Origin of the sequence: Saccharothrix australiensis (assembly GCF_003634935.1) — a bacterium.
GTDB classification, from domain to species: Bacteria; Actinomycetota; Actinomycetes; order Mycobacteriales; family Pseudonocardiaceae; genus Actinosynnema; species Actinosynnema australiense.
Genome location: NZ_RBXO01000001.1, coordinates 3,549,753 through 3,567,570, shown reverse-complemented (window position 1 = coordinate 3,567,570; position 17,818 = coordinate 3,549,753). Strand labels below are relative to the sequence as shown.

Sequence of the window (17,818 nt, the reverse complement as noted above, 5' to 3'; positions counted from 1 at the left end):
CTGGCGGTGACGGAGCGACACTGGCGGTGACGGAGCGGCGTCGATCGGGTGGGAGCACGAATGCGGCTGGATGACCTGTCCGACACCGGAACAGCGCCGGCCGGCGGCGACCCGACCGCGACGCCCGGCGTCGGCCCGCGCCGCGTCCTCGACCGGATCGACGAGGTGCCGCCGGGCGTGTGGCAGCGGTGCGCGGCCTGCGGGTGCCTGCTGCACCACACCGCGTGGGCGCGGTCGCACGGCGCCTGCGCGGCCTGCGGGAGCACCCGCCGGCTCAGCGCCGCCGAGCGGATCGCCCAGCTGGTCGACCCGGACACCTTCACCGAGCACTTGGCGCGCCTGCGCTCCACCGACCCGCTCGGGTTCACCGACTCGGCGCCGTACCCGGTGCGGTTGCGCCGGGCGCACGCCCGCACGGACTCCTCGGAGGCGGCGGTCCTGGGCACCGCGATGGCCGGTGGCAGGTCGGTCGTGCTGCTGGTGATGGACTTCGGCTTCCTCGGCGGGAGCATGGGCGTGGTGGTCGGCGCGAAGGTCGTCGCCGCCGCCGACCTGGCGATCGACCTGGGCGCGCCGCTCGTGGCGGTCTCGTGCTCCGGTGGCGCGCGGATGCAGGAGGGCATGTACTCCCTGCTCCAGGTGGCCCGCGCGGCCGACGCGGTACGGCGGCTGAACGAGCACGGCGTGCCGTTCGTGAGCGTGCTGACCGATCCGGTGTACGGCGGTGTCGCCGCGTCCTTCGCGTCCCTGGGTGACGTGGTGCTCGCCGAGGCGGGCAGCCGGTCGGGCTTCGCCGGTCCGCGCGTCATCGAGCAGGCGCTGGGCGAGCGGCTGCCCGCCGACTTCCAGACCGCGGAGTTCCTGCACGCGCACGGCCACGTCGACCGGGTCGTCGAGCGGTCGGCGCTGCCCGAGGTGCTGGACCGCGTGCTGACCTGCCTGGCGGGCCGCCGGCGGCCGGGGTCGACGGCGCGCGCGCGGCCCCGCGACCGGTTGGCCCTCTCGGCGTTCCCGGCGCTGCCGGAGTTGCCGGGCCTGCCCGGCCTGCCCGGCGAGCGGTCGCCGGGCGAGGCGCGCGAGACGGACGAGGTGCGGGAGACCGACGAGCGCGGCGGGGCGAGCGCGACCGGCGAGGTGGGCGAGGTGGACGGGTCGGGCGGGGCGTCCGGTGCCGGCGGAGCGGACCGTGCGGAGGAGGCGAACCGTGTGAGCGCAGCGGATCGCACGGGCGGGGCGAGCCGGGCCGGAGAGGCGGCGGAGGCGACCGGGGTCGGCGGGAGCACGGCGTGGGACGCCGTCCGGGCGGCCCGCGACCCCCGCCGCCCCACCGTCTTCGACCACGTGGCCGGGATCTTCGACGACTTCGTGGAGCTGCACGGCGACCGCCACACCGAGGACGACCCAGCGCTCGTCGGCGGCCTCGCCCGGTGGGGCGCGACCGGCGTGGTCGTCCTCGGGCACGCCAAGGAGCACGACCCGGCCCGCGCGCGGGTCCGCAACTTCGGGATGCCCCACCCGTCCGGTTTCCGCAAGGCGGTCCGGCTGATGCGGCTGGCCGGGCGGCTGGGCCTGCCCGTGGTGTCGTTCGTGGACACGCCCGGCGCCTACGCGGGCCGCCGGGCGGAGGAGGGCAACCAGAGCGGCGCCATCGCCGAGGCGCTGCGGACGGCGTCCGGCCTGCCCGTCCCGCTGGTCGCGGTGGTCATCGGGGAAGGCGGCAGCGGCGGCGCGCTGGCGCTGGCGGCCGGCGACGTGCTGCTGGCCATGCGGAACACCTACTTCTCCGTGATCAGCCCCGAGGGGTGCGCCGCGATCCTGCACGGCGACGCCGGCCGCGCGCCCGAGTCGGCCGAGGCGCTGCGGCTGCGCGCGGTCGACCTGCACCGCGCCGGGCTGGTGGACGAACTCGTCCCGGAGCCGGACGGCGGCGCGCAGGCCGACCCGGCGGCGGCGGTGCGGCTGGTCGGGTCCGCCCTGCGCCGACGCCTGGCGGAACTGGCGAGGCTGTCCACCGCCGAGCTGCTGGCCCGGCGTGACCACCGACTGCGCGTCCGGGGGGCCTCCGCGGACGCGGTCCGAGCAGACGAGTGAGGCGGTCCCCGTGTCGACGCACGTGTCCCCCATCCCCCCACCGCACCGGGGCACCGGCCCGGCGGACGGCGTCCCGCTGGACGTCGTGCGGCAGCTCCTCGCCGCCGTGCACCGGCACTCCGCGCGCCGGCTGGTGGTGCGCACCGCCGGGCTGGAGGTCGAGATCGAGGCCGACCACGTCCGCGTCGAACCCGGCGCCACGCGCGCCGGCACCGCACCCACCGACACCGCGCCGGCGGCGGACACCGCGCCTGCCCTGGTCGACGTCGTGGCGACCGCCGTGGGCGTCGTCCGGTTCACCACCGGTCCCGGCAGCCCGTCGGGGCTCGTGGTCGCCGCGGACGACCAGGTGGCGCAGATCGAGGCCATGAAGACGGTCACGGCGGTGCTCGCCGGGCACGCGGGCGTCGTCCGCGAGGTCTGCGCCCGCGACGGTGACGTGGTGTCGTTCGGGCAGCCGCTGCTGCGCCTGGAGCCGGTGGGCGACGACGGGGCACCGGCCGATGCCCTCGGCTGACCCGTCGCCGACGGTCCGCACGGTGTTCGTCCCCGGCCGGGGCGGCGCCGCGGTGCGCGTCGTGCGGGCCTGCCGGGAACTCGGCCTCCGCTCGGTCGTCGGGCACTCCGACGCGGACGCGGACAGCCTGCCGGTCCGGCTGGCCGACGACGGCTTCTGCCTGGGCCCCGCCGCACCCGCCCACGGCTACCTCAACGTGCCGGCCGTGCTCTACGGCTGCGCCGGCACCGGCGCGGACGCGGTGCACCCCGGTTGCGGCCCCCTCGCCGCCGACCTCCTGCTGGCGCGCGGCTGCGCGGAAGCCGGCCTGGTGTTCGTCGGCTCGACGCCGGAGCACCTGGCGCTGCTGGGCGACCGGATCGCCACCCGCGCGGTGCTGGCCGGGGCGGGCCTGCCGGTGGTGCCGGGGTCGGCCGACCGGTTGCGCGGCGTGGAGGACGCGCTCGGGGAGGCCGACCGGCTGGGTTACCCGGTCGCGCTGAAGCCCGCCGCGGGCCGAGGCGGGCGTCTCGTGCGGACGCCGGCGGAGTTGCCCGAGGCGTTCCGGCGCGCCACGCACGACGCGCGACGGCTGTTCGCCGACGCGCGGCTGTTCCTGGAGCGGCACCTGCCCGCCGCCCGACGCGTCGAGGTGCAGGTGCTCGCCGACCACCACGGCGGCGTCGTGCACCTGGGCGACCGCCGGGGTCCGGACCGGCACCGGGGGCTGGTGGCGGAAGCGCCCGCGCCGGACCTGCCGACCCGCCTGCGGGAGCGGCTGCACCAGGCCGCCGTGCGCGGCGCGGCGGCGGTGCGCCTGGCCGGCGCGGCCACGGTCGACTTCCTCGTCACCGGGCCGGACGGGTTCGCCTGCGTCGGGGTGGACCCCGTGCCGCGGGCGGGGCACCCGGTGACGGAGGCGGTGACCGGGGTGGACGTCGTGGAGTGGGCGCTGCGCGTGGCGGCGGGTGAGCGGCTCGACCTCGACCGGTGGGACGTGGCGGTGCGCGGGCACGCCGTGCTGGTGCGGATCAGCGCCCCGGAACCGCCGGCGGGCCGGACGGCACCGCCCGACCGCGACCGGGTGGCACCGCCGGACCGCGACCGGGTGGCACCGCCGGACCACCACACCGGACCGGTGCTGCCGGGTGGCGCCGGGGTGCGGGTCGACCTGCCCGCCGGGTGCCCGGCCGACCGGGCGTCGGCCGAGGTCGTCGTCAGCGGCCGGGACCGGGCGCACTGCCTGCGCAGGCTGGACCGCGCCCTGGCGGAGACGGCCGCCGCCGGTAGGTGAGGCGAGGCCGCGACGGCAGTGGCCCGGTCCAGCGGCAGCGGTGGCCTGGTCCAGCGACGGGAGTGGCCTGGCCCCACGCGGGCCGGGCCACTCCCGCCCTCCCGCCCGGTCGCGGTCGTCCACCGGGATGGCCACCCGAGTGGGCGGTTCACCCCGGTGGACGTCCCGCCGACGCGGGGGTGACCCTGTGGGCGGTCACCCCCGCGGGGGCATCCCCCGTGGGAGGGGCACCCCGTCGACGGCCCCTGGCCGGGCGGTCGCCTCGATGGGGTCACGGCGTCCCAGCGCGGTCACGGCGTCTCAGTGCGAGGTCACGCCGCCGTCCACCGACAGCGCCGCGCCGGTGATCCCGGCACCGGCCTCCGAGGACAGCAGCACCGCCATCGCGGCCACCTCGTCCACCGTGGTCGCCCGCCCGGTAGCGGCCTTGCCCGCGAACGCGGCCACGAGCTGCTCGGCGGTCACGCCCAGCACCTCCGCCGCGACCGGCGCGCGGTCACGGATCAGGTCCGTCATCACCAGGCCGGGGCAGATGCAGTTCGCGGTGATGCCCAGCGCCCCGACCTCGCGCGCCACCACCTTGGTCAGGCCGATCACGGCGTGCTTGGCGGTGACGTACGCCCCGAGACCGGGGTCGCCCTGCTTGCCCGAGATGGACGAGATGGTGATGATCCGGCCCGACTGCTGCGGCACCAGGTGCGCCAGCGCCCGGCGCGTCACGTAGAACACGGCGTGCAGGTTGACCGCGAGCGTGTCGTGCCAGACCGCGTCGTCGGTGCCTGCCACCAGGCCGAAACCCGGCATCCCGCCGGCGTTGTTGACCAGCACGTCCAACCTGCCGTACCGCTCGACCGCCGCGTCGACCATCCGCTCGGCGTCCTGCCTGCGGGTCACGTCGCCCGCCACGAACAGCGCCCGGTCACCGACGTCCAGCTCCTTGCGGGTCCGCTCGCCCGCCATCCCGTCCCGGCCGCTGAACACCACCGACGCGCCCTCGTCGAGGAACCGCTCGACGATCCTCCGGCCGATGCCCCTGCTGCCACCGGTGACCACCGCGACCTTGCCGTCCAGCTCCACGGTGTCGCCCTCCTCTCCTCGCCGTTCGGCGCCCGCTCCCTCATGCCTCCCCGGTCGCCCGCACGCGACCCATCGGCACGCCGCGCACGTCCTGCATCCGGGCGAGCGGGGTGCCGTCCACCGCGACCGCGGTGAACTCGCCGGTCACCGCGTCCCAGCGCAGCCGGACGCCCTCCGGGCAGCGCGCGGCCAGCTCCAGGTCGCACTCGTCGGTGAACCACTCGACCCGCCGGATGTGCCGCGGCGCCTCCGGTTCCTGCTCGCCGCCCGCCACCGGCCGCAGCGCGCGGGTGCGGGCCAGGGCGTCGAGCAGCAGGGCGGGCGCGGCCAGCCGGGCGAGGTCGGCGGGCAGCGCGGCGACGTCGGGCCGCCACGTCGCCGACGCGCCGGACGGGCCGGCGCGCCAGTCCCGCGTCGTGCGGTACGCGCCGGACAGCAGCACCCTCGCCGCCGGGTGGTAGTACGGCGCGCCGACGGGCTCGCGGTCGCCCTCCGGCGCCGGGACGCCCTCCGGTCTCGGCGCGCCGGCCAGGGCCGTGGCGCGGAAGTGCTCGCGGTCGCGCCGCAGCAGCCGCCCTCCCGACGCGGTGACGTCGGAGGTGACGCGCACCAGCACGGTCGGCCGGGAGGACCGGCCGGACCGGTTCACCACGGCGGTGACGCGGTACCGGCCCGGCCTGCCGTCGGCGGCCGGCCGGACCCAGGAGGCGAACGACACGTCGCGCAGCGCGCGGACCGGGTGCTCGGGCAGCAGCGCGCGGGCCGCCTCGACGGCGAGCGCGGCGAGCACCGTGCCCGGCACCGTCGGCCGCCCGTCCACGAGGTGGTCGCGCACCAGGTCCCGGTGCCGCTCGGTGAGCACCAGCCGCCACACGGCCCGGTCCGCGGTGATCTCCTCCGGTGGCGGCAGCAGCGCGCCGACCGCCGCCTCGTCGCGGTCCGGGGCGCGATCGGCGACGCAGCCGGGGAACTGCCGGCTGAACGACGCGCGCTCCTTGTCCCCGAGGAAGGACACCACCGGCTCGCGGGGACCCCGCTGCGCCAGTTCGGCGACGAAGTGCGCCGCGCCCTCCGCCTTGCTCATCGAGGTCAGCCGCTGGGCGCGGGCCACGATGGCCTGGGCGACGGGACCGCCGCCGAGCCCGGTCTCGTCCCACACGGTCCAGGCCATCGTGTACTCGTCCGACCCGCCCGTCGCGCGCCGGTGCTCGGCGGCGCAGGAGAGGTAGTCGTTGGCCGCCGCGTACTCGGACTCCCCCGGCAGGCCGACCAGGCCGGCGGCCGAGCCGAAGTTGCACCACAGCCGGGGCGGCGGCGCGGAGAAGTACCGCTTGAGGTGCCGGTAGCCGAGCAGCTTGACGTCCCTGATCCGGCGGAAGTCCGCCAGCCGCTTGCGCTCCAGGTCGCCCGCGCCGTGCACGCCCGCGCCGTTGACCAGCAGGTCGACCCGGCCGTCCCGAGCCAGCACGGTCGCCGCCGCGCGGCGCACCGCGTCCGGGTCGACCACGTCGCAGGTCAGGTACTGCACCGCGGTCCAGCCGCAGCGCCGCCGCATCCGGTCCAGGGTCAGCCTGCTCTCCCGCGCGTGCAGCAGCCGCTCGAAGCGCCGGTTCAGCTCGGCCACCGGCGCGCCCTCGTCGCGGCGGAGCCGGGCGATGAACTCCGCGCGGTGGGCGGGCAGGTCGTCGTCCGCCGCGGTGAGCAGCCAGTCCGGCACCTCCGCCGGGGTGGACGACCCGAGCAGCCACACCTTCAGCGGCACGTGGTCGATCAGCGCTTCCAGGCACGCGGCGGTGATGCCCCGCGCGCCGCCGGTCGCCACCACGACGTCGCCCGCCGACAGCGGCAGCTCCCCGATGTCGGGCGGCGCGGGGTGCAGCCGCTGCCGGTACCGCGTACCGGCGCGGCGCAGGACCACCGGCAGCCCGCCGCGCTGCCCCGGCTCGGCCTCCAGCGCGTGCCACGCCGCGACCGCGGGCTCGTCGGTGACGACCATCCGGCAGGTGCACGCGGGCAGCTCCCACGACAGGCTCTTGACGAAACCGGACAGCAGTCCCGTGTGGACGCCCGGCGTGCCCGACTCCAGCGGGTCGAGCAGCACCGCGCCCAGCGAGCCGCCGCCGGTCAGCTCGCGCAGGCAGCGCTGGGCGGCCAGGAACACCGCCTCCTGGAGCACCACCAGGGTGTCGGCGGACTCGGAGGCGTGGGGCCCGGCGTGCCGCTGCCGGGCCAGGACGCGCAGGTGGCGGTACGACCTCCCGGCGGCGAAGGCCGGGAGCAGCACGGCCTCCGGGTCGTCGCCGGGCCGCACGGCGACCACGGTCGCGCCCGTCGACTCCGCCGCGCCGGCGACGGCCCGTGCCGTCGCCTCGTCGGCGAGCACCAGGCAGTCGGCGGGCAGCCCGTCGCGACCGCTCGGCAGGGGTTGCGGCTCCCAGCGGCAGACGTGCCGGGCCGTCAGCGGGTCTCGCGGCGGCCGGGGCACCACCGGCGCGGCGGTGTCCGGCGCCGGGTTCACGGTGTCGCGTGCCGGGTCCGCCGTCTCCCGCGCCGACCTCGCCGTCTCCCCCGCCGGGTCCGCCGTCTCCCGCGCCGGGTCCGCCGTCTCCCGCGCCGGGTTCGCGGTGTCGCGCGCCGGGTCCGCCGTCTCCCGCGCCGGGTTCGCGGCGACCGGCCGGGCGGCTGCCGGGTACCCACCGGCCCGATCGGCGCCGGTCGCCGGCACGGGGTGCAGGGTGAGCGCGGGCCCCGGGAACGGGGCGGTCACCGTCACCGGCTCGACCGGGCCGCCCGCCAGCGCGGTCAGCAGGTCGATCGCGCCGTCGGCGGCGAGGTAGGTGCGCGCGCCCGCCACGTGGCCGGCACCCCCGGCGTGGTCCGCGGCCAGGTGCTCGGTGGGCGCGCCGGCGGCGGCATCGGCGCGCGAGGTCTCCGGGTGGCTCGCGGACCCGCCCTCGACGAGCCCGGCCGACGGGTCCTCGGGGCGGTCGACCGCGGCGGCCCGCCGCGGTCGCGGGTCGGCGGTCACCCGGCACAGCGCGGGCCACCCCTTCGCCGCCGCGTCCCGCCCGCGCGCCAGCGCCAGCAGGAACGCCCCCTCGCCGAGGCGGTCGGCGGGCAGGTCGAGCAGGGCCGCCAGCTCGGGCGTGCTGTTGCCGTTGAGCGCCAGCACCAGCACCAGGTCGGTCTCGCGGTCGGCGAGGTAGTGGCAGGCGGTGCGCACCGCCGTGTGGGTGGACGACCGCCCGGTGTCCAGGGTCAGCGCGGGGCCGTGCAGGTCCAGGGCGTTCGCCAGCCGGGCCGGGATGATGTTCGGGCCCGAACCCGGCAGCAGGTCCTCGTTGGTGGGCACCCGCTCCCGCCGCACCTGCGCCAGGCAGCCCTCGATCGCGCGGGCCAGCGCCTCGGGCGGCAGCCCGTCGTCCTCGGTCGGGCGCAGCGCGCGCAGGTCGTCGGCGTAGCAGCGCAACGCGGACGTGCCCAGCAGGCTCGCCGGACCGGTGTGCGCGGCCAGGACGGCGGTGCGCTCCGCGACCTCCTCCCAGATCGCGCCGTGCTCCTCGGCGAACTTCGCGGCCACGGCCAGCGCCATGAGCTGGGACCGGTCGATCGTCCGCGCGGTGCGGGGCGTCAGCCGCACGATGCCGGCGGGCGGCGGGTAGGGCGTGGGGAACGCCCGCCGCGCGGTGAGCGGCGCGCCCGCCGCCAACCGCGTCCGCACCTGCTCGGGCGAGGGGTCGTCGGGCAGGTGGGCGGTCCACCCGACCAGCACCACGTCGTCGGTCTCCGGTTCGGGCGCCGAGACCGGCGGCGTGCCGCCCGGCGGCGGCGGGTCCTGCACGAGCAGGTGCGCGTCGGTGCCGCCGAACCCGAACGCCGACACGCCCACCACCCGCGGCCTGCCCTGCTCGCGCGGCAGCGGTCGGCCGGTCCGCGGGATGCGCACGCGGGTGTTCCGGACGTCCGGGGTCGTCTCGCGCAGCGGGCGCTGCGCCGGCACGCGGTCGTGGCGCAACCCGAGCACCGCGTGGATGACCGACGCCACGCCCGCCGTCCAGCCGGTGTGGCCGATCAGCGACTTGTTGGACGTGCACGGGTAGCCGCGCTCCGGGGCGGCCGAGTCCAGCACGCCCAGCTCGACCCGGTCGCCCACCGGGGTGCCCGTGCCGTGCGCGACCACCCAGTCGACGTCCTCGGGCCGGGTCCCGTTGACCCGCCTGGCCCGGCGGACGGCGATGCCCTGCCCGACCGGGTTGGGCGCGTAGACCGCCTTGCCCCGGCCGTCGGAGGCCACCCCCGTGCCACCCAGCACGGCCAGCACCTCGTCGCCGTCCCGCCGGGCGCGCCGCAGCGTCTTGAGCACCACCGCGCCCGCGCCGTCGGAGAACAGCGTGCCGTCGGCGGCCCGGTCGAACGCCCGGACCGCGCCGCTGCGGCTGAGCCCGCGCAGCGCGGCGAACATGATCGAGAACCGCGGCGTGTTGGTGAACACCCCGCCGCACACGGCGATGTCGCTCTCGCCCGCCAGCAGGCTGCGCACGCCCAGGTCGACGGCGTAGAGGCTGGACGAGCACGCGGTGTCCACCGTCGTGTACGGCGACCCGGCCGGCAGGAGGTCGGTGACGGCGGCGTGCACGACCCCGTCCGGCAGGTGGCCGCGCCCGTCGCCGGCCGCGTGCGGGTAGTGCCGCAGCAGCACCGCGCGCAGCCGGTCCGCCAGCCGGTCGCGATCGGCGTCGGGGTCCGGCCAGTGCCGGACGAGCCGGTTCAGCGCGGTCTCCACCACCAGGCGCTCCTCCAGGTGCTGGTTGCCCTCGACGGTGTTGCCGACGAAGCACTCGACCCGGTCGCCGGACAGGTGGACGACGTCCTCGAACGCCTGCGCCAGGCTGTGCCGCAACCACTGGGCGGCCATGTCGTTGGCGCAGGACCGCGCCTTGGCCTCGCGGTGCAGGCGGGGGTTCCGGAGGTAGCCGCCGCGGAAGGTGTAACCGCGGTCCGCCGCGTTCGGGTCCGGTACAGCACCGTCCGAAGTGGACTTGTCCAGAGTGGACCACCCTGGTGCGGTGCCGCCCGGCGCGGTCCCGTCCGGCGTCTTGAACGCGTCCCGGCGGAACCGCTCGCGCGGCTCGTCGAAGACCGGCTCGCCCCGGTCGAGCAGTTCCCAGAACTCGCCGGGGTCGACCGCGCCGGGCAGGGCCAGCCCCAGCCCCACCACCGCGACGGTCCGGTCGCCGGCGGAGTCGTCGGCCCCTGACGGTCCGGGGGACGTCACGGACCCGGACCGCCCGGCGGCGCGCGCGGGTGCGACCGACGCCGGACCCGGCTCGGCAAGACGATCACCGTTGGCGGGCTTCGCCCCGAGGACGGGCGCACGGCCACCCGCCGCCCCCGGCGAAGGCGCACGGCCACCCGCCTCGCGCGCCGCCGGCACCCGTGCCGCCGGCGGGTCCGGTCGCAGCAGGGCGTGGCCGAGCGACAGCCCGCCGTCAGCGAGCAGGCTGCGCCCGGTCACCCAGCCCAGCCGGGGCGACGCCAGGAGCACCACCAGGCGCGCCAACTCCTGCTCCGTGCCCAGCCGACCCAGGGGAGCCGCCGCCGCGCACCGCGCGCGCAGCTCGGCGGCGTCGGGGAACAGGTCCGCCGTCGGGTTGTCCAGCAGGCCCGCCGACGCCACGTTCACCCGCACACCGCGCTCGGCGAACTCCACCGCGAGGTAGCGGCTGAGCGTCTCCAACGCGCCCTTGCTCGCCGCGATCGCGGTGTAGTCCGTCAGCACCACCTCCGTGCCGATGGACGACACGTTCACCACCGCGCCGCCGACGGCGGCCAGCAGCGGCAGGGCGGCGAGGGCGCACCGGCGGGCCCCGTGCACGTTGACGTCGAAGATCTTCCGCCAGTCCGCCTCGGTCAGCGTCGCCGTCGGCGCGAACACCCCTCGCGCCGCGTTGTTCACCAGCACGTCCAGCGCGCCGTGGCGGTCACGCACGGTGTCGAACATCGCGCTGACGTCGTCGGGTTTGGCGACGCTCGCCCGCAGCAGCTCGCAGGAGCCGCCCGCGGCGAGGACCTGCTCGCGCGTCTCGTGCGCCGCCTGCCCGGAGTGGAAGTAGTTGACGACCACGTGCGCGCCCAGGGACGCGAACTCGTGCACGATGGCCCGGCCGACCCGCCGCGCACCGCCGGTGACGAGCACGACCTTCCCCTCGAACTCACCGGGCGGCGCCTGCGGGCCACCCGCCCGACCGGTCACGCGACCCGTCCCGTCGGCTCGCGGCCCTCGGCCAGCTCCACGACGAGGTCGGCGACCGCGTCCACGGTGGGGTAGTCGGTCAGCCGCACGTCCACCGACGCCGTCTCGGGGATGCCGAAGTGGTGGGTGATCCGCGCGAACGCCTCGGTCTGCTTGATGGAGTCGATGCCGAGGTCGGCTTCCAGGTCGGTGCCGCTCTCGAAGACGTCCACCGGGTAGCCCACCAGCTCCGCGTACAGCCCGCGCACGGTGCCGAGCACTTCGTCGCGGTCCAGGCCCGCCGCGGTGACCGGGTGCGGTCCGGGGCGGGCGGGTGCGGCCGGGAGGTGCTGCGCCGCCGACTCCGCACCGTCCCTTCCGGACGCGTTGACGCGACCGTCCTGTTCGGACGGATCAGGTTGTTCGCGCCGGTCGGGCGCCGAGGGCCGGTCCGGCGCCGACGGCTGTCCGGGCGGGTCCTCGCGGGTGGTGGTCCACTCCTGCCACCGACCGGTCCCCCGGACCGGGGACGGCTCCGTCCCCGGTTCGCGCGCGCGCACCGCGCGGGGTGGCATCGGCGCCCATCGGTCGTGCTCGACGCGACGAGGTGCCGGCACCCACCGGTCGTCGTGCGCCAGCAGTTCCTCCACGGCGGAGAGCAGCCCGCGCCGGTCGGTCCGCCGCCGCAGCGGCGCGGTGGTCACCACGTCGGGCACCGCACGGGCCACCAGGTCCACCAGGACGCCCTTCGGCCCGGCCTCGGCGAACCGCCGCACGCCGTCGGCGTGCACGGCCCGGACCGCGTCCAGGAACAGCACCGGCCGGACGAGGTGGTCGCGGACCACGCGCTCCACGTCCGCGACGTCCTCGACGTAACGGCCCAGCAGCGGCGAGTACACCGGCAGCCGGGGCGCCCGCTTGGGCACGTCCGCCGTCCGCTCGGCGAAGTCGTCGGCCGCGTCCAGCATGAGCCGGTTGTGGAACGGGTAGGGGATGCGCAGGCGGGTCGCGGTGAGCCCGAGCGCGCCCGCCGCCTCCTGGAGCCTGGCCAGCGCCTCGTCCGGCCCGGAGAGGACGACCTGGTCGGGGCCGTTGTCGGCGGCGACGGCGAGGCCCCACTCGTCCAGCGCGCCCAGCAGGTGCCGTGCGCGGCGGACGCCGCAGCTCACCGCCACCAGGCCGCCGCGCGGCGCGCCGGGCCGGCGCAGCGACTCGTCGCGCCGGGCCACCAGGTGCGCGCCGTCGGCCAGGGTCAGCGCGCCGGCCGCGGTCAACGCCGTCAGCTCGCCGAAGCTGTGCCCCAGCATGAGGTCCGGGGCCACCCCGCCGTCCTCGACCAGCAGCCGCGAGGTGGCCACCGACGCGGCGAAGATCGCCAGGTGCAGCGCGGGCGGGTCGTGGGCGACCAGCTCCTGGAGGGTCGGCGAGTCGGTGTCGAGCAGCATCGGCGACACCGCCGCCCGCCCGAGCCGGGTGGCGACGGAGTCCACTGTGGACAGGGTGTCCCCGATCACCGGGTGGTGGTCGACGAGGTTGCCGAACAGGCCGGGGAGGTAGCTCCCCTGTCCGGGGAAGAGGAAGGCGGTACGTGGGTTCATCGATGTCCTCCGGGACACGTCGGGGTGCTCGTCGTGCGCCGTGCCGGCGTCGTCGGCCGGTCACCCAGTGTGCGAGCGAAGCCGCCGCGGCGGCAGAACCCTTCGGCAGGTGCACTCCGGGCACCCGCCGGGCGCGCGGCGCGGGGTCAGGGCAGCGGCCGGCTCCGTTGCGGCGGTACCAGCCAGGAGGCCGACGAGCGCTTGCTGGCGCGGCGGCACTCGTCCAGGTCCACCAGGTTCTCGTAGAGCGCGGTGAACGCCGCCTCCGTGCGACTGCCGGCGTCCAGCTTGACCAGCACCGTGTGCACGTAGTTCTTGGCGGTCTTCTCGGAGATCTCCAGGACACCGGCGATCTCCCGGTTGGACAGCCCGGCGGCGACCAGGGTGAGCACGCGCCGCTCCTGCCTGGTCAGCCAGGGCTCGTGGGCGCTCCCGTCGGGGCGCGCGGCCACGGCGGCGCGCGGTTCCGCCCGTTCCCGGCCGTCACCCACCGACAGCGTGCGCGCCACCTGCTCCACGGACGCCAGGGCCTGCCGGACGCACTGCAACGCGTGCTCGACCAGGTCGAGCGAGGGGGCGGCCGGTTCGGCGTCCGGTGGGCGCGGGAGTGGTGCCGGGATGGGGAACACGTCGGCGCCGGGGGTGGTCAAGTCGTCTTCTCCTCGGTTCTCGTGGCGGTTCAGCGGTTCAGCGGTTCAGCGGTTCAGCGGTGTCGTGGCGGTCGCGCGCTCCCGGACCCGGTGGGGCCCGGTCGCCGCAGGCGTGCCCGGCGGTCGCGATGGGCGTCGGCGGGGCTCAGTGGTTGCGGGATGCCGCGCGTTCCGGCGCGGCGGGCGCCTGCCCGGCGGGCAGCGACGCGATCACCTCGTCGAAGCCCTCGCGCAGGCAGGCCACGAAGACGTCGGGCTCGGTGACCGCGGCGGAGTCGAGGGTGATGCCCAGGCAGGCCCTGTCCTGGTAGGACACCAGGGCGATGGAGACCGCGCCGCACAGCAGCGGCGCGTACGGCACGATCGCGGTCACCTTGGCCCCGGCGAGGTGGACCTGCCGGTTGATCCCGGCGAAGTTGCTCGCCAGGAGGTCGTTGCCGCGGAACAGCTGCATCGTGACGCCCGCGACCCAGGACGGCGGCAGCGGCGTGATCGGGCGGGACAGCAGGCGCAGCGCGTGCAGCGTCGGCCCGCCGCGCACCGCGGCCACCCGGTCGTGGATCAGGCGCACCCGCCGCGCGAGCGACCGCTCGCCGGTCGGCAGGACGAACCGGGAGCTGGCCAGGTGGTTCCCGCCCGCCATCGCGCCGGGGCGGCGCACGCTGATCGGCAGCAGGGCGGGCACGGCGTCCACCGCCGTGCCGAACCGCCGGTGGTAGCGGTCGAAACCGCCGGCCAGCGCGGCGAGGTAGGCGTCGTTGAAGGTGCCGCCGGCGGCCTTCCCGGCTGCCCGCAGCGCCTCGAACGGCACGTCGAGCATCTCGAACCGGGCGCGGCCGCTGCGGCCGGCCAGCAGCGGCGAGGGCGGGATCGACGGCAGCACGGTGGCCCTGGCGAGCGCCAGCAGGGTCGGCGGGACGAGCGGCAGCAGCGCCCGGAGGTCCCGCGCCCGGACGGACGCGCGCGGCCCGCCGTCGAGCCGGGCCGCGGACCGGGCGGCGCGCGCCGCGGGCAGGCGGCAGGCGGCCCGCGCCGCGCCGCCCGCCGTCCGCGCCAGCCGCCCGGCCAGGAGCAGCCCCCGGTTGGTCCGGGCCCGGCCGGGTCCCGGTGGCGGCGGCAGCTCGGGGAGCGGCGGGTCGGCCTCCTCGTCGGTCAGCAGGTACACCAGCTGCGACGCGCCGGTGCCGTCGGTGAGGCTGTGGTGGAGCTTGAGCAGGTAGGCCGCGCCGTGCCCGTTGACGCCCTCGACCAGCACCGCCTCCCACAGCGGCCACCCGGCGGGGAACGCGGACATCGCCAGCGCCTGGGCGAAATCCAGGAGCTGGCGGTGCGAACCCGGCGCGGGCAGCCGCACCCGGCGCAGGTGGCGCTCCACCTCGAAGTGCGGGTCGTCCGCCCAGAACGGCCGGCCGGCCCGCAGGGGCGGCTCGACCGGTCGGCTGCGCAGCAGCGGCGCCACCCGGCTGACCCACCGGTGCTTGGCGACCAGCCGGTCCCAGTCGGGCGAGCGGTCCAGCAGGTGCATCCCGATGAGGTTCGCGTTCAGGCCGGCGCTGGTGTCGGCCCGCCAGAACATGGCCTCCACCGCGTTCATCTCCCGCACCGCGCCCCACGTCCGGAGACCGGTCAGATGCCGGAACGGATCAGCGCCCATGTCCCGGATACCTCGCTTTCCGTCGACACTTCCAGTGGTGACCGCCGCGACCGGGCCGATCGGAAACCGGCAGGCGCTCCCGGCACCTCGTGCGCACCGGTATTCGACTGGTCGGGCCAGGCCCGGCCCACGTTTCCATCACAGACAGACCGGGCTGTTCAGTAAACCGCCGATGGGGTGTTCCGGCATAGGCACGAATGGCTGCCCGGTAACGCACCGTCGAATAGGCGGAAAGCACCCGGTACCATTGGGCCGACCTGCGCCGGAGGCGTGCGCGGCGAAGTCCGGGCGGCCGGGTCGGAACTCTTTCGGTGGATTTCGGGGCGACCCTGGTGGACTAGTGCGAGAGAACCATTCTTTCCCGATCGCGCCCGCCGCATACTGGACCGGACAGGACCGGAACGCCATCGACCGGACGCGGGAACGCCCGAGTGGGCCCGATCCCCGATGGTCCACGTTTCCCGCGTTCACCCCGGCGGTCCGCGTCCCGGCGCCAGTGCGGACGCGGACCGCCCACCGGACACCGAACCAGCCGAGGAGATCGAGGATGACCACGAGCAGGAGCACGAGCCGGGGTTCGCGGAAGCGCACCGGCATCATCGGGTACCTGGGCAACATCGTCGACGACACCAAGGAGTACCTCGACGACGTGCTCGACCGCGGCCACGAGATCGACCACGACCTGCGGCGCACGACCCGGCGCGCGTTCCGCGGCGAGGACGACACCGCCGACGACGTCGCGGCGCTGCGGGAGGAGCTGGACGAGCTGGCCGGGCGGCTGGAGGAGCTGGCGGGCGCGCAGGCCGGGACGTCGTCGGGGCAGGGCCAGTCGGCGCAGGGCCAGCAGAAGAAGGGTTCGTGACCCGCCGGCGGTCGTGCGGCGCGGCCGTCCGGGGCGGGGCGTGATCGCGGGCCGCCCGCCCGCCGCCGGCCGGGCGCGGGCGCGGCGGGTGCTGCTGCGGGAGCGGGACGGCGGCCTCTTCGACGTCGACGAGCAGCGCGTGGTCGACGCCGCGGAGCTGCTGGACGGCCTCCGGGCGGGCCGCCGCTTCCGGGCGCACCGGCGCAGCACCGGCGCGGACTGCACGCTGGAGGTGCTCGCCGAGGTGCTCGGCCCGGCCCTGTCCGGACCGCGGGCAGGCGGCGTCGCCGTCCCGCTGGTCGGCGGTGTGGCGGGCCTGCTGCCGGGCCCGGCGCACCCGCGCGGTCCCGACCCGGACGTCGGACATGGCTGACGGGCGGGTCCGGCTGATCGCCGCGACGCTGGCGCGGCTGGTCGCCCGCCGGGTCGCGCCCGGTGCGGGCGGCGACCTCGCCGCGCGGCGCAGGCGACGCGCGCGAGCGGTCCGGGAAGCCTTCGAGCAGCTCGGCCCGCTCTACATCAAGCTCGGCCAGATCCTGTCGACGCGGCCGGACTTCGTCAACGCGGAGACCATCGAGGAGCTGGGCAGGCTGCACGACCGGGTGCCCGCGTCGCCGTTCCGGGACTTCGAGCCCGTCCTGGCCGCCGAGCTGGGCCGCGACTGGCAGCGGCACTTCCGCCACGTCGACGTCGAGCACCCGCTCGGCTCGGCCTCGCTCGCCCAGGTCTACCGGGTGACGCTGGCCGACGGCCGCCGCGCGGCGCTGAAGGTGCAGCGACCCGGCGTCCGGGAGGTGGTCGCGACCGACATGGCGCTCCTGCGCCGGGCCGCGCGCCTGCTGGTCAACACGCGGCCGCGGTTCAACGCCGTGGTCGACGTGCACGCGATGCTCGACCTGGCCTTCGAGGCGGTCAACGGCGAGCTGGACTTCACCGTCGAGGCGCGCAACATGGACCGCGGGCGCGCGCAGGCGGCGGCGTTCGACCACCTCACCGTGCCCGAGGTGCTGCTGGTGACGCCCCGCGTGCTGGTGCAGGGCCTGGCGGCGGGCCGGTCCATCCGGGAGGTCGCGCCGGGCGCGTTCCCCGCCGACGAGCGCCTGGCGATCGCCCACGACCTGCTCGCCTACATGTACCGCGGCTACTTCGTCGACCGGCTGTTCCACGCCGACCCGCACCCCGGCAACGTCTTCGTCGCGCCGGGCCGGGGCGCGTTCCTGATCGACTGGGGCATGGTGTGCCGGCTGGACCGCCCGATGAGCCTCAAGCTGGCGCTGACCCTGATCAACATCGTGGAGAACGACGGCGACGGCGCGGCGAAGGCGTGGGTGGAGATGGGCAAGCCGACGCAGTGGGCCGACCTCAGCGGCTTCGTCGGCGACGTGGCGGCGCTGGTGCCCAAGGCGGCGACCGCGTCGCTGGAGGAGCTGAACTTCGGCATCACCCTGACCACCGTGCTCGGGCACTCCACCAAGCGCGGCATCCGGATCAGCCCGGTGATACCCATGCTGGGCAAGTCGTTCGCGAACCTGGAGGGCTCGATCCGCTGCCTGGCGCCCGAGGTGTCCGCCGCCGAGGTGCTGCGCGCCGAGCTGGCCGACATCGTGGTCGACCTCAGCTGCGAGACGCTGTCCGAGTCCTACCTCGCCCGCGGCGTGGTGGAGCTGCTGCTGACCGCCAACGGCAGCTACACCCAGGCGCGCGGCATCCTGCGGGACCTGTCGAACCGGGACCTCCAGATCCCGGTCGACTCCCGCAAGGTGGAGGCGACCACCATCACCCCCGCCAAGGTGCTCTACGGCGCCGCCGCGCTCGGCGGCGTGCTGCTGTGGCGCAGGGCGCACCGCGACGACTGACGCCCCGC

11 protein-coding genes are annotated in these 17,818 nt (G+C 76.8%); 6 read left to right on the top strand and 5 right to left on the bottom strand.

Going from position 1 to position 17,818, the window contains the following annotated elements:
* The first annotated feature begins 60 nt into the window (after positions 1–60).
* Genes C8E97_RS15590 through C8E97_RS15580 form a run of 3 tightly spaced genes read left to right on the top strand, consistent with a single transcriptional unit; the run spans position 61 to position 3,881 of the window.
* A complete protein-coding gene (locus tag C8E97_RS15590; protein WP_121006198.1) occupies positions 61–2,091 on the top strand; it encodes an acetyl-CoA carboxylase carboxyltransferase subunit alpha/beta in 2,031 nt (676 codons plus the stop codon).
* Between the two features lie 10 nt (positions 2,092–2,101).
* Complete coding sequence (locus C8E97_RS15585) at positions 2,102–2,608, top strand: acetyl-CoA carboxylase biotin carboxyl carrier protein (protein WP_147455132.1); 507 nt, start codon at positions 2,102–2,104, stop codon at positions 2,606–2,608.
* The gene (locus tag C8E97_RS15580) at positions 2,595–3,881 is read left to right on the top strand and encodes an ATP-binding protein (protein WP_121006194.1); all 1,287 of its coding nucleotides are present in this window, start codon (positions 2,595–2,597) and stop codon (positions 3,879–3,881) included. The genes C8E97_RS15585 and C8E97_RS15580 overlap by 14 nt, the downstream gene beginning before the upstream one ends.
* A 300-nt stretch (positions 3,882–4,181) precedes the next feature.
* Here C8E97_RS15580 and C8E97_RS15575 read toward each other — a convergent pair whose 3' ends face one another.
* From C8E97_RS15575 to C8E97_RS15555, 5 genes are all read right to left on the bottom strand, one after another.
* Positions 4,182–4,958, bottom strand: coding sequence for an SDR family NAD(P)-dependent oxidoreductase (locus C8E97_RS15575; RefSeq protein ID WP_121006192.1), 777 nt, complete (start codon positions 4,956–4,958; stop codon positions 4,182–4,184).
* A 40-nt stretch (positions 4,959–4,998) separates the two neighbouring features.
* Positions 4,999–11,211: an SDR family oxidoreductase gene (locus tag C8E97_RS15570; RefSeq protein ID WP_121006190.1), complete on the bottom strand. Its 6,213-nt coding sequence runs from the start codon at positions 11,209–11,211 to the stop codon at positions 4,999–5,001.
* On the bottom strand, positions 11,208–12,788 hold the full coding sequence (locus tag C8E97_RS15565) for an acyltransferase domain-containing protein (protein ID WP_121006188.1): 1,581 nt from the start codon (positions 12,786–12,788) through the stop codon (positions 11,208–11,210). Before C8E97_RS15565 ends, C8E97_RS15570 begins: the two co-directional genes overlap by 4 nt.
* A gap of 146 nt (positions 12,789–12,934) precedes the next feature.
* Positions 12,935–13,438: a helix-turn-helix domain-containing protein gene (locus C8E97_RS36490; RefSeq protein WP_281275423.1), complete on the bottom strand. Its 504-nt coding sequence runs from the start codon at positions 13,436–13,438 to the stop codon at positions 12,935–12,937.
* 145 nt (positions 13,439–13,583) lie between these two features.
* Positions 13,584–15,092, bottom strand: coding sequence for a wax ester/triacylglycerol synthase domain-containing protein (locus C8E97_RS15555; RefSeq protein ID WP_121006184.1), 1,509 nt, complete (start codon positions 15,090–15,092; stop codon positions 13,584–13,586).
* A gap of 547 nt (positions 15,093–15,639) precedes the next feature.
* On the opposite strand from C8E97_RS15555, the gene C8E97_RS15550 reads away from it, so the two are divergent.
* From C8E97_RS15550 to C8E97_RS15540, 3 genes are read left to right on the top strand one after another with little or no spacing between them, the layout of a single operon-like run.
* Entirely contained in the window at positions 15,640–15,954 is a 315-nt protein-coding gene (locus C8E97_RS15550) for a hypothetical protein (protein WP_121006182.1), read from the top strand.
* Between the two features lie 40 nt (positions 15,955–15,994).
* Complete coding sequence (locus C8E97_RS15545) at positions 15,995–16,327, top strand: hypothetical protein (RefSeq protein ID WP_121006180.1); 333 nt, start codon at positions 15,995–15,997, stop codon at positions 16,325–16,327.
* Positions 16,320–17,810 (top strand): ABC1 kinase family protein, encoded by a 1,491-nt coding sequence (locus tag C8E97_RS15540; protein ID WP_121006178.1) that lies wholly within the window; start codon positions 16,320–16,322, stop codon positions 17,808–17,810. The genes C8E97_RS15545 and C8E97_RS15540 overlap by 8 nt, the downstream gene beginning before the upstream one ends.
* Positions 17,811–17,818 lie beyond the last annotated feature (8 nt).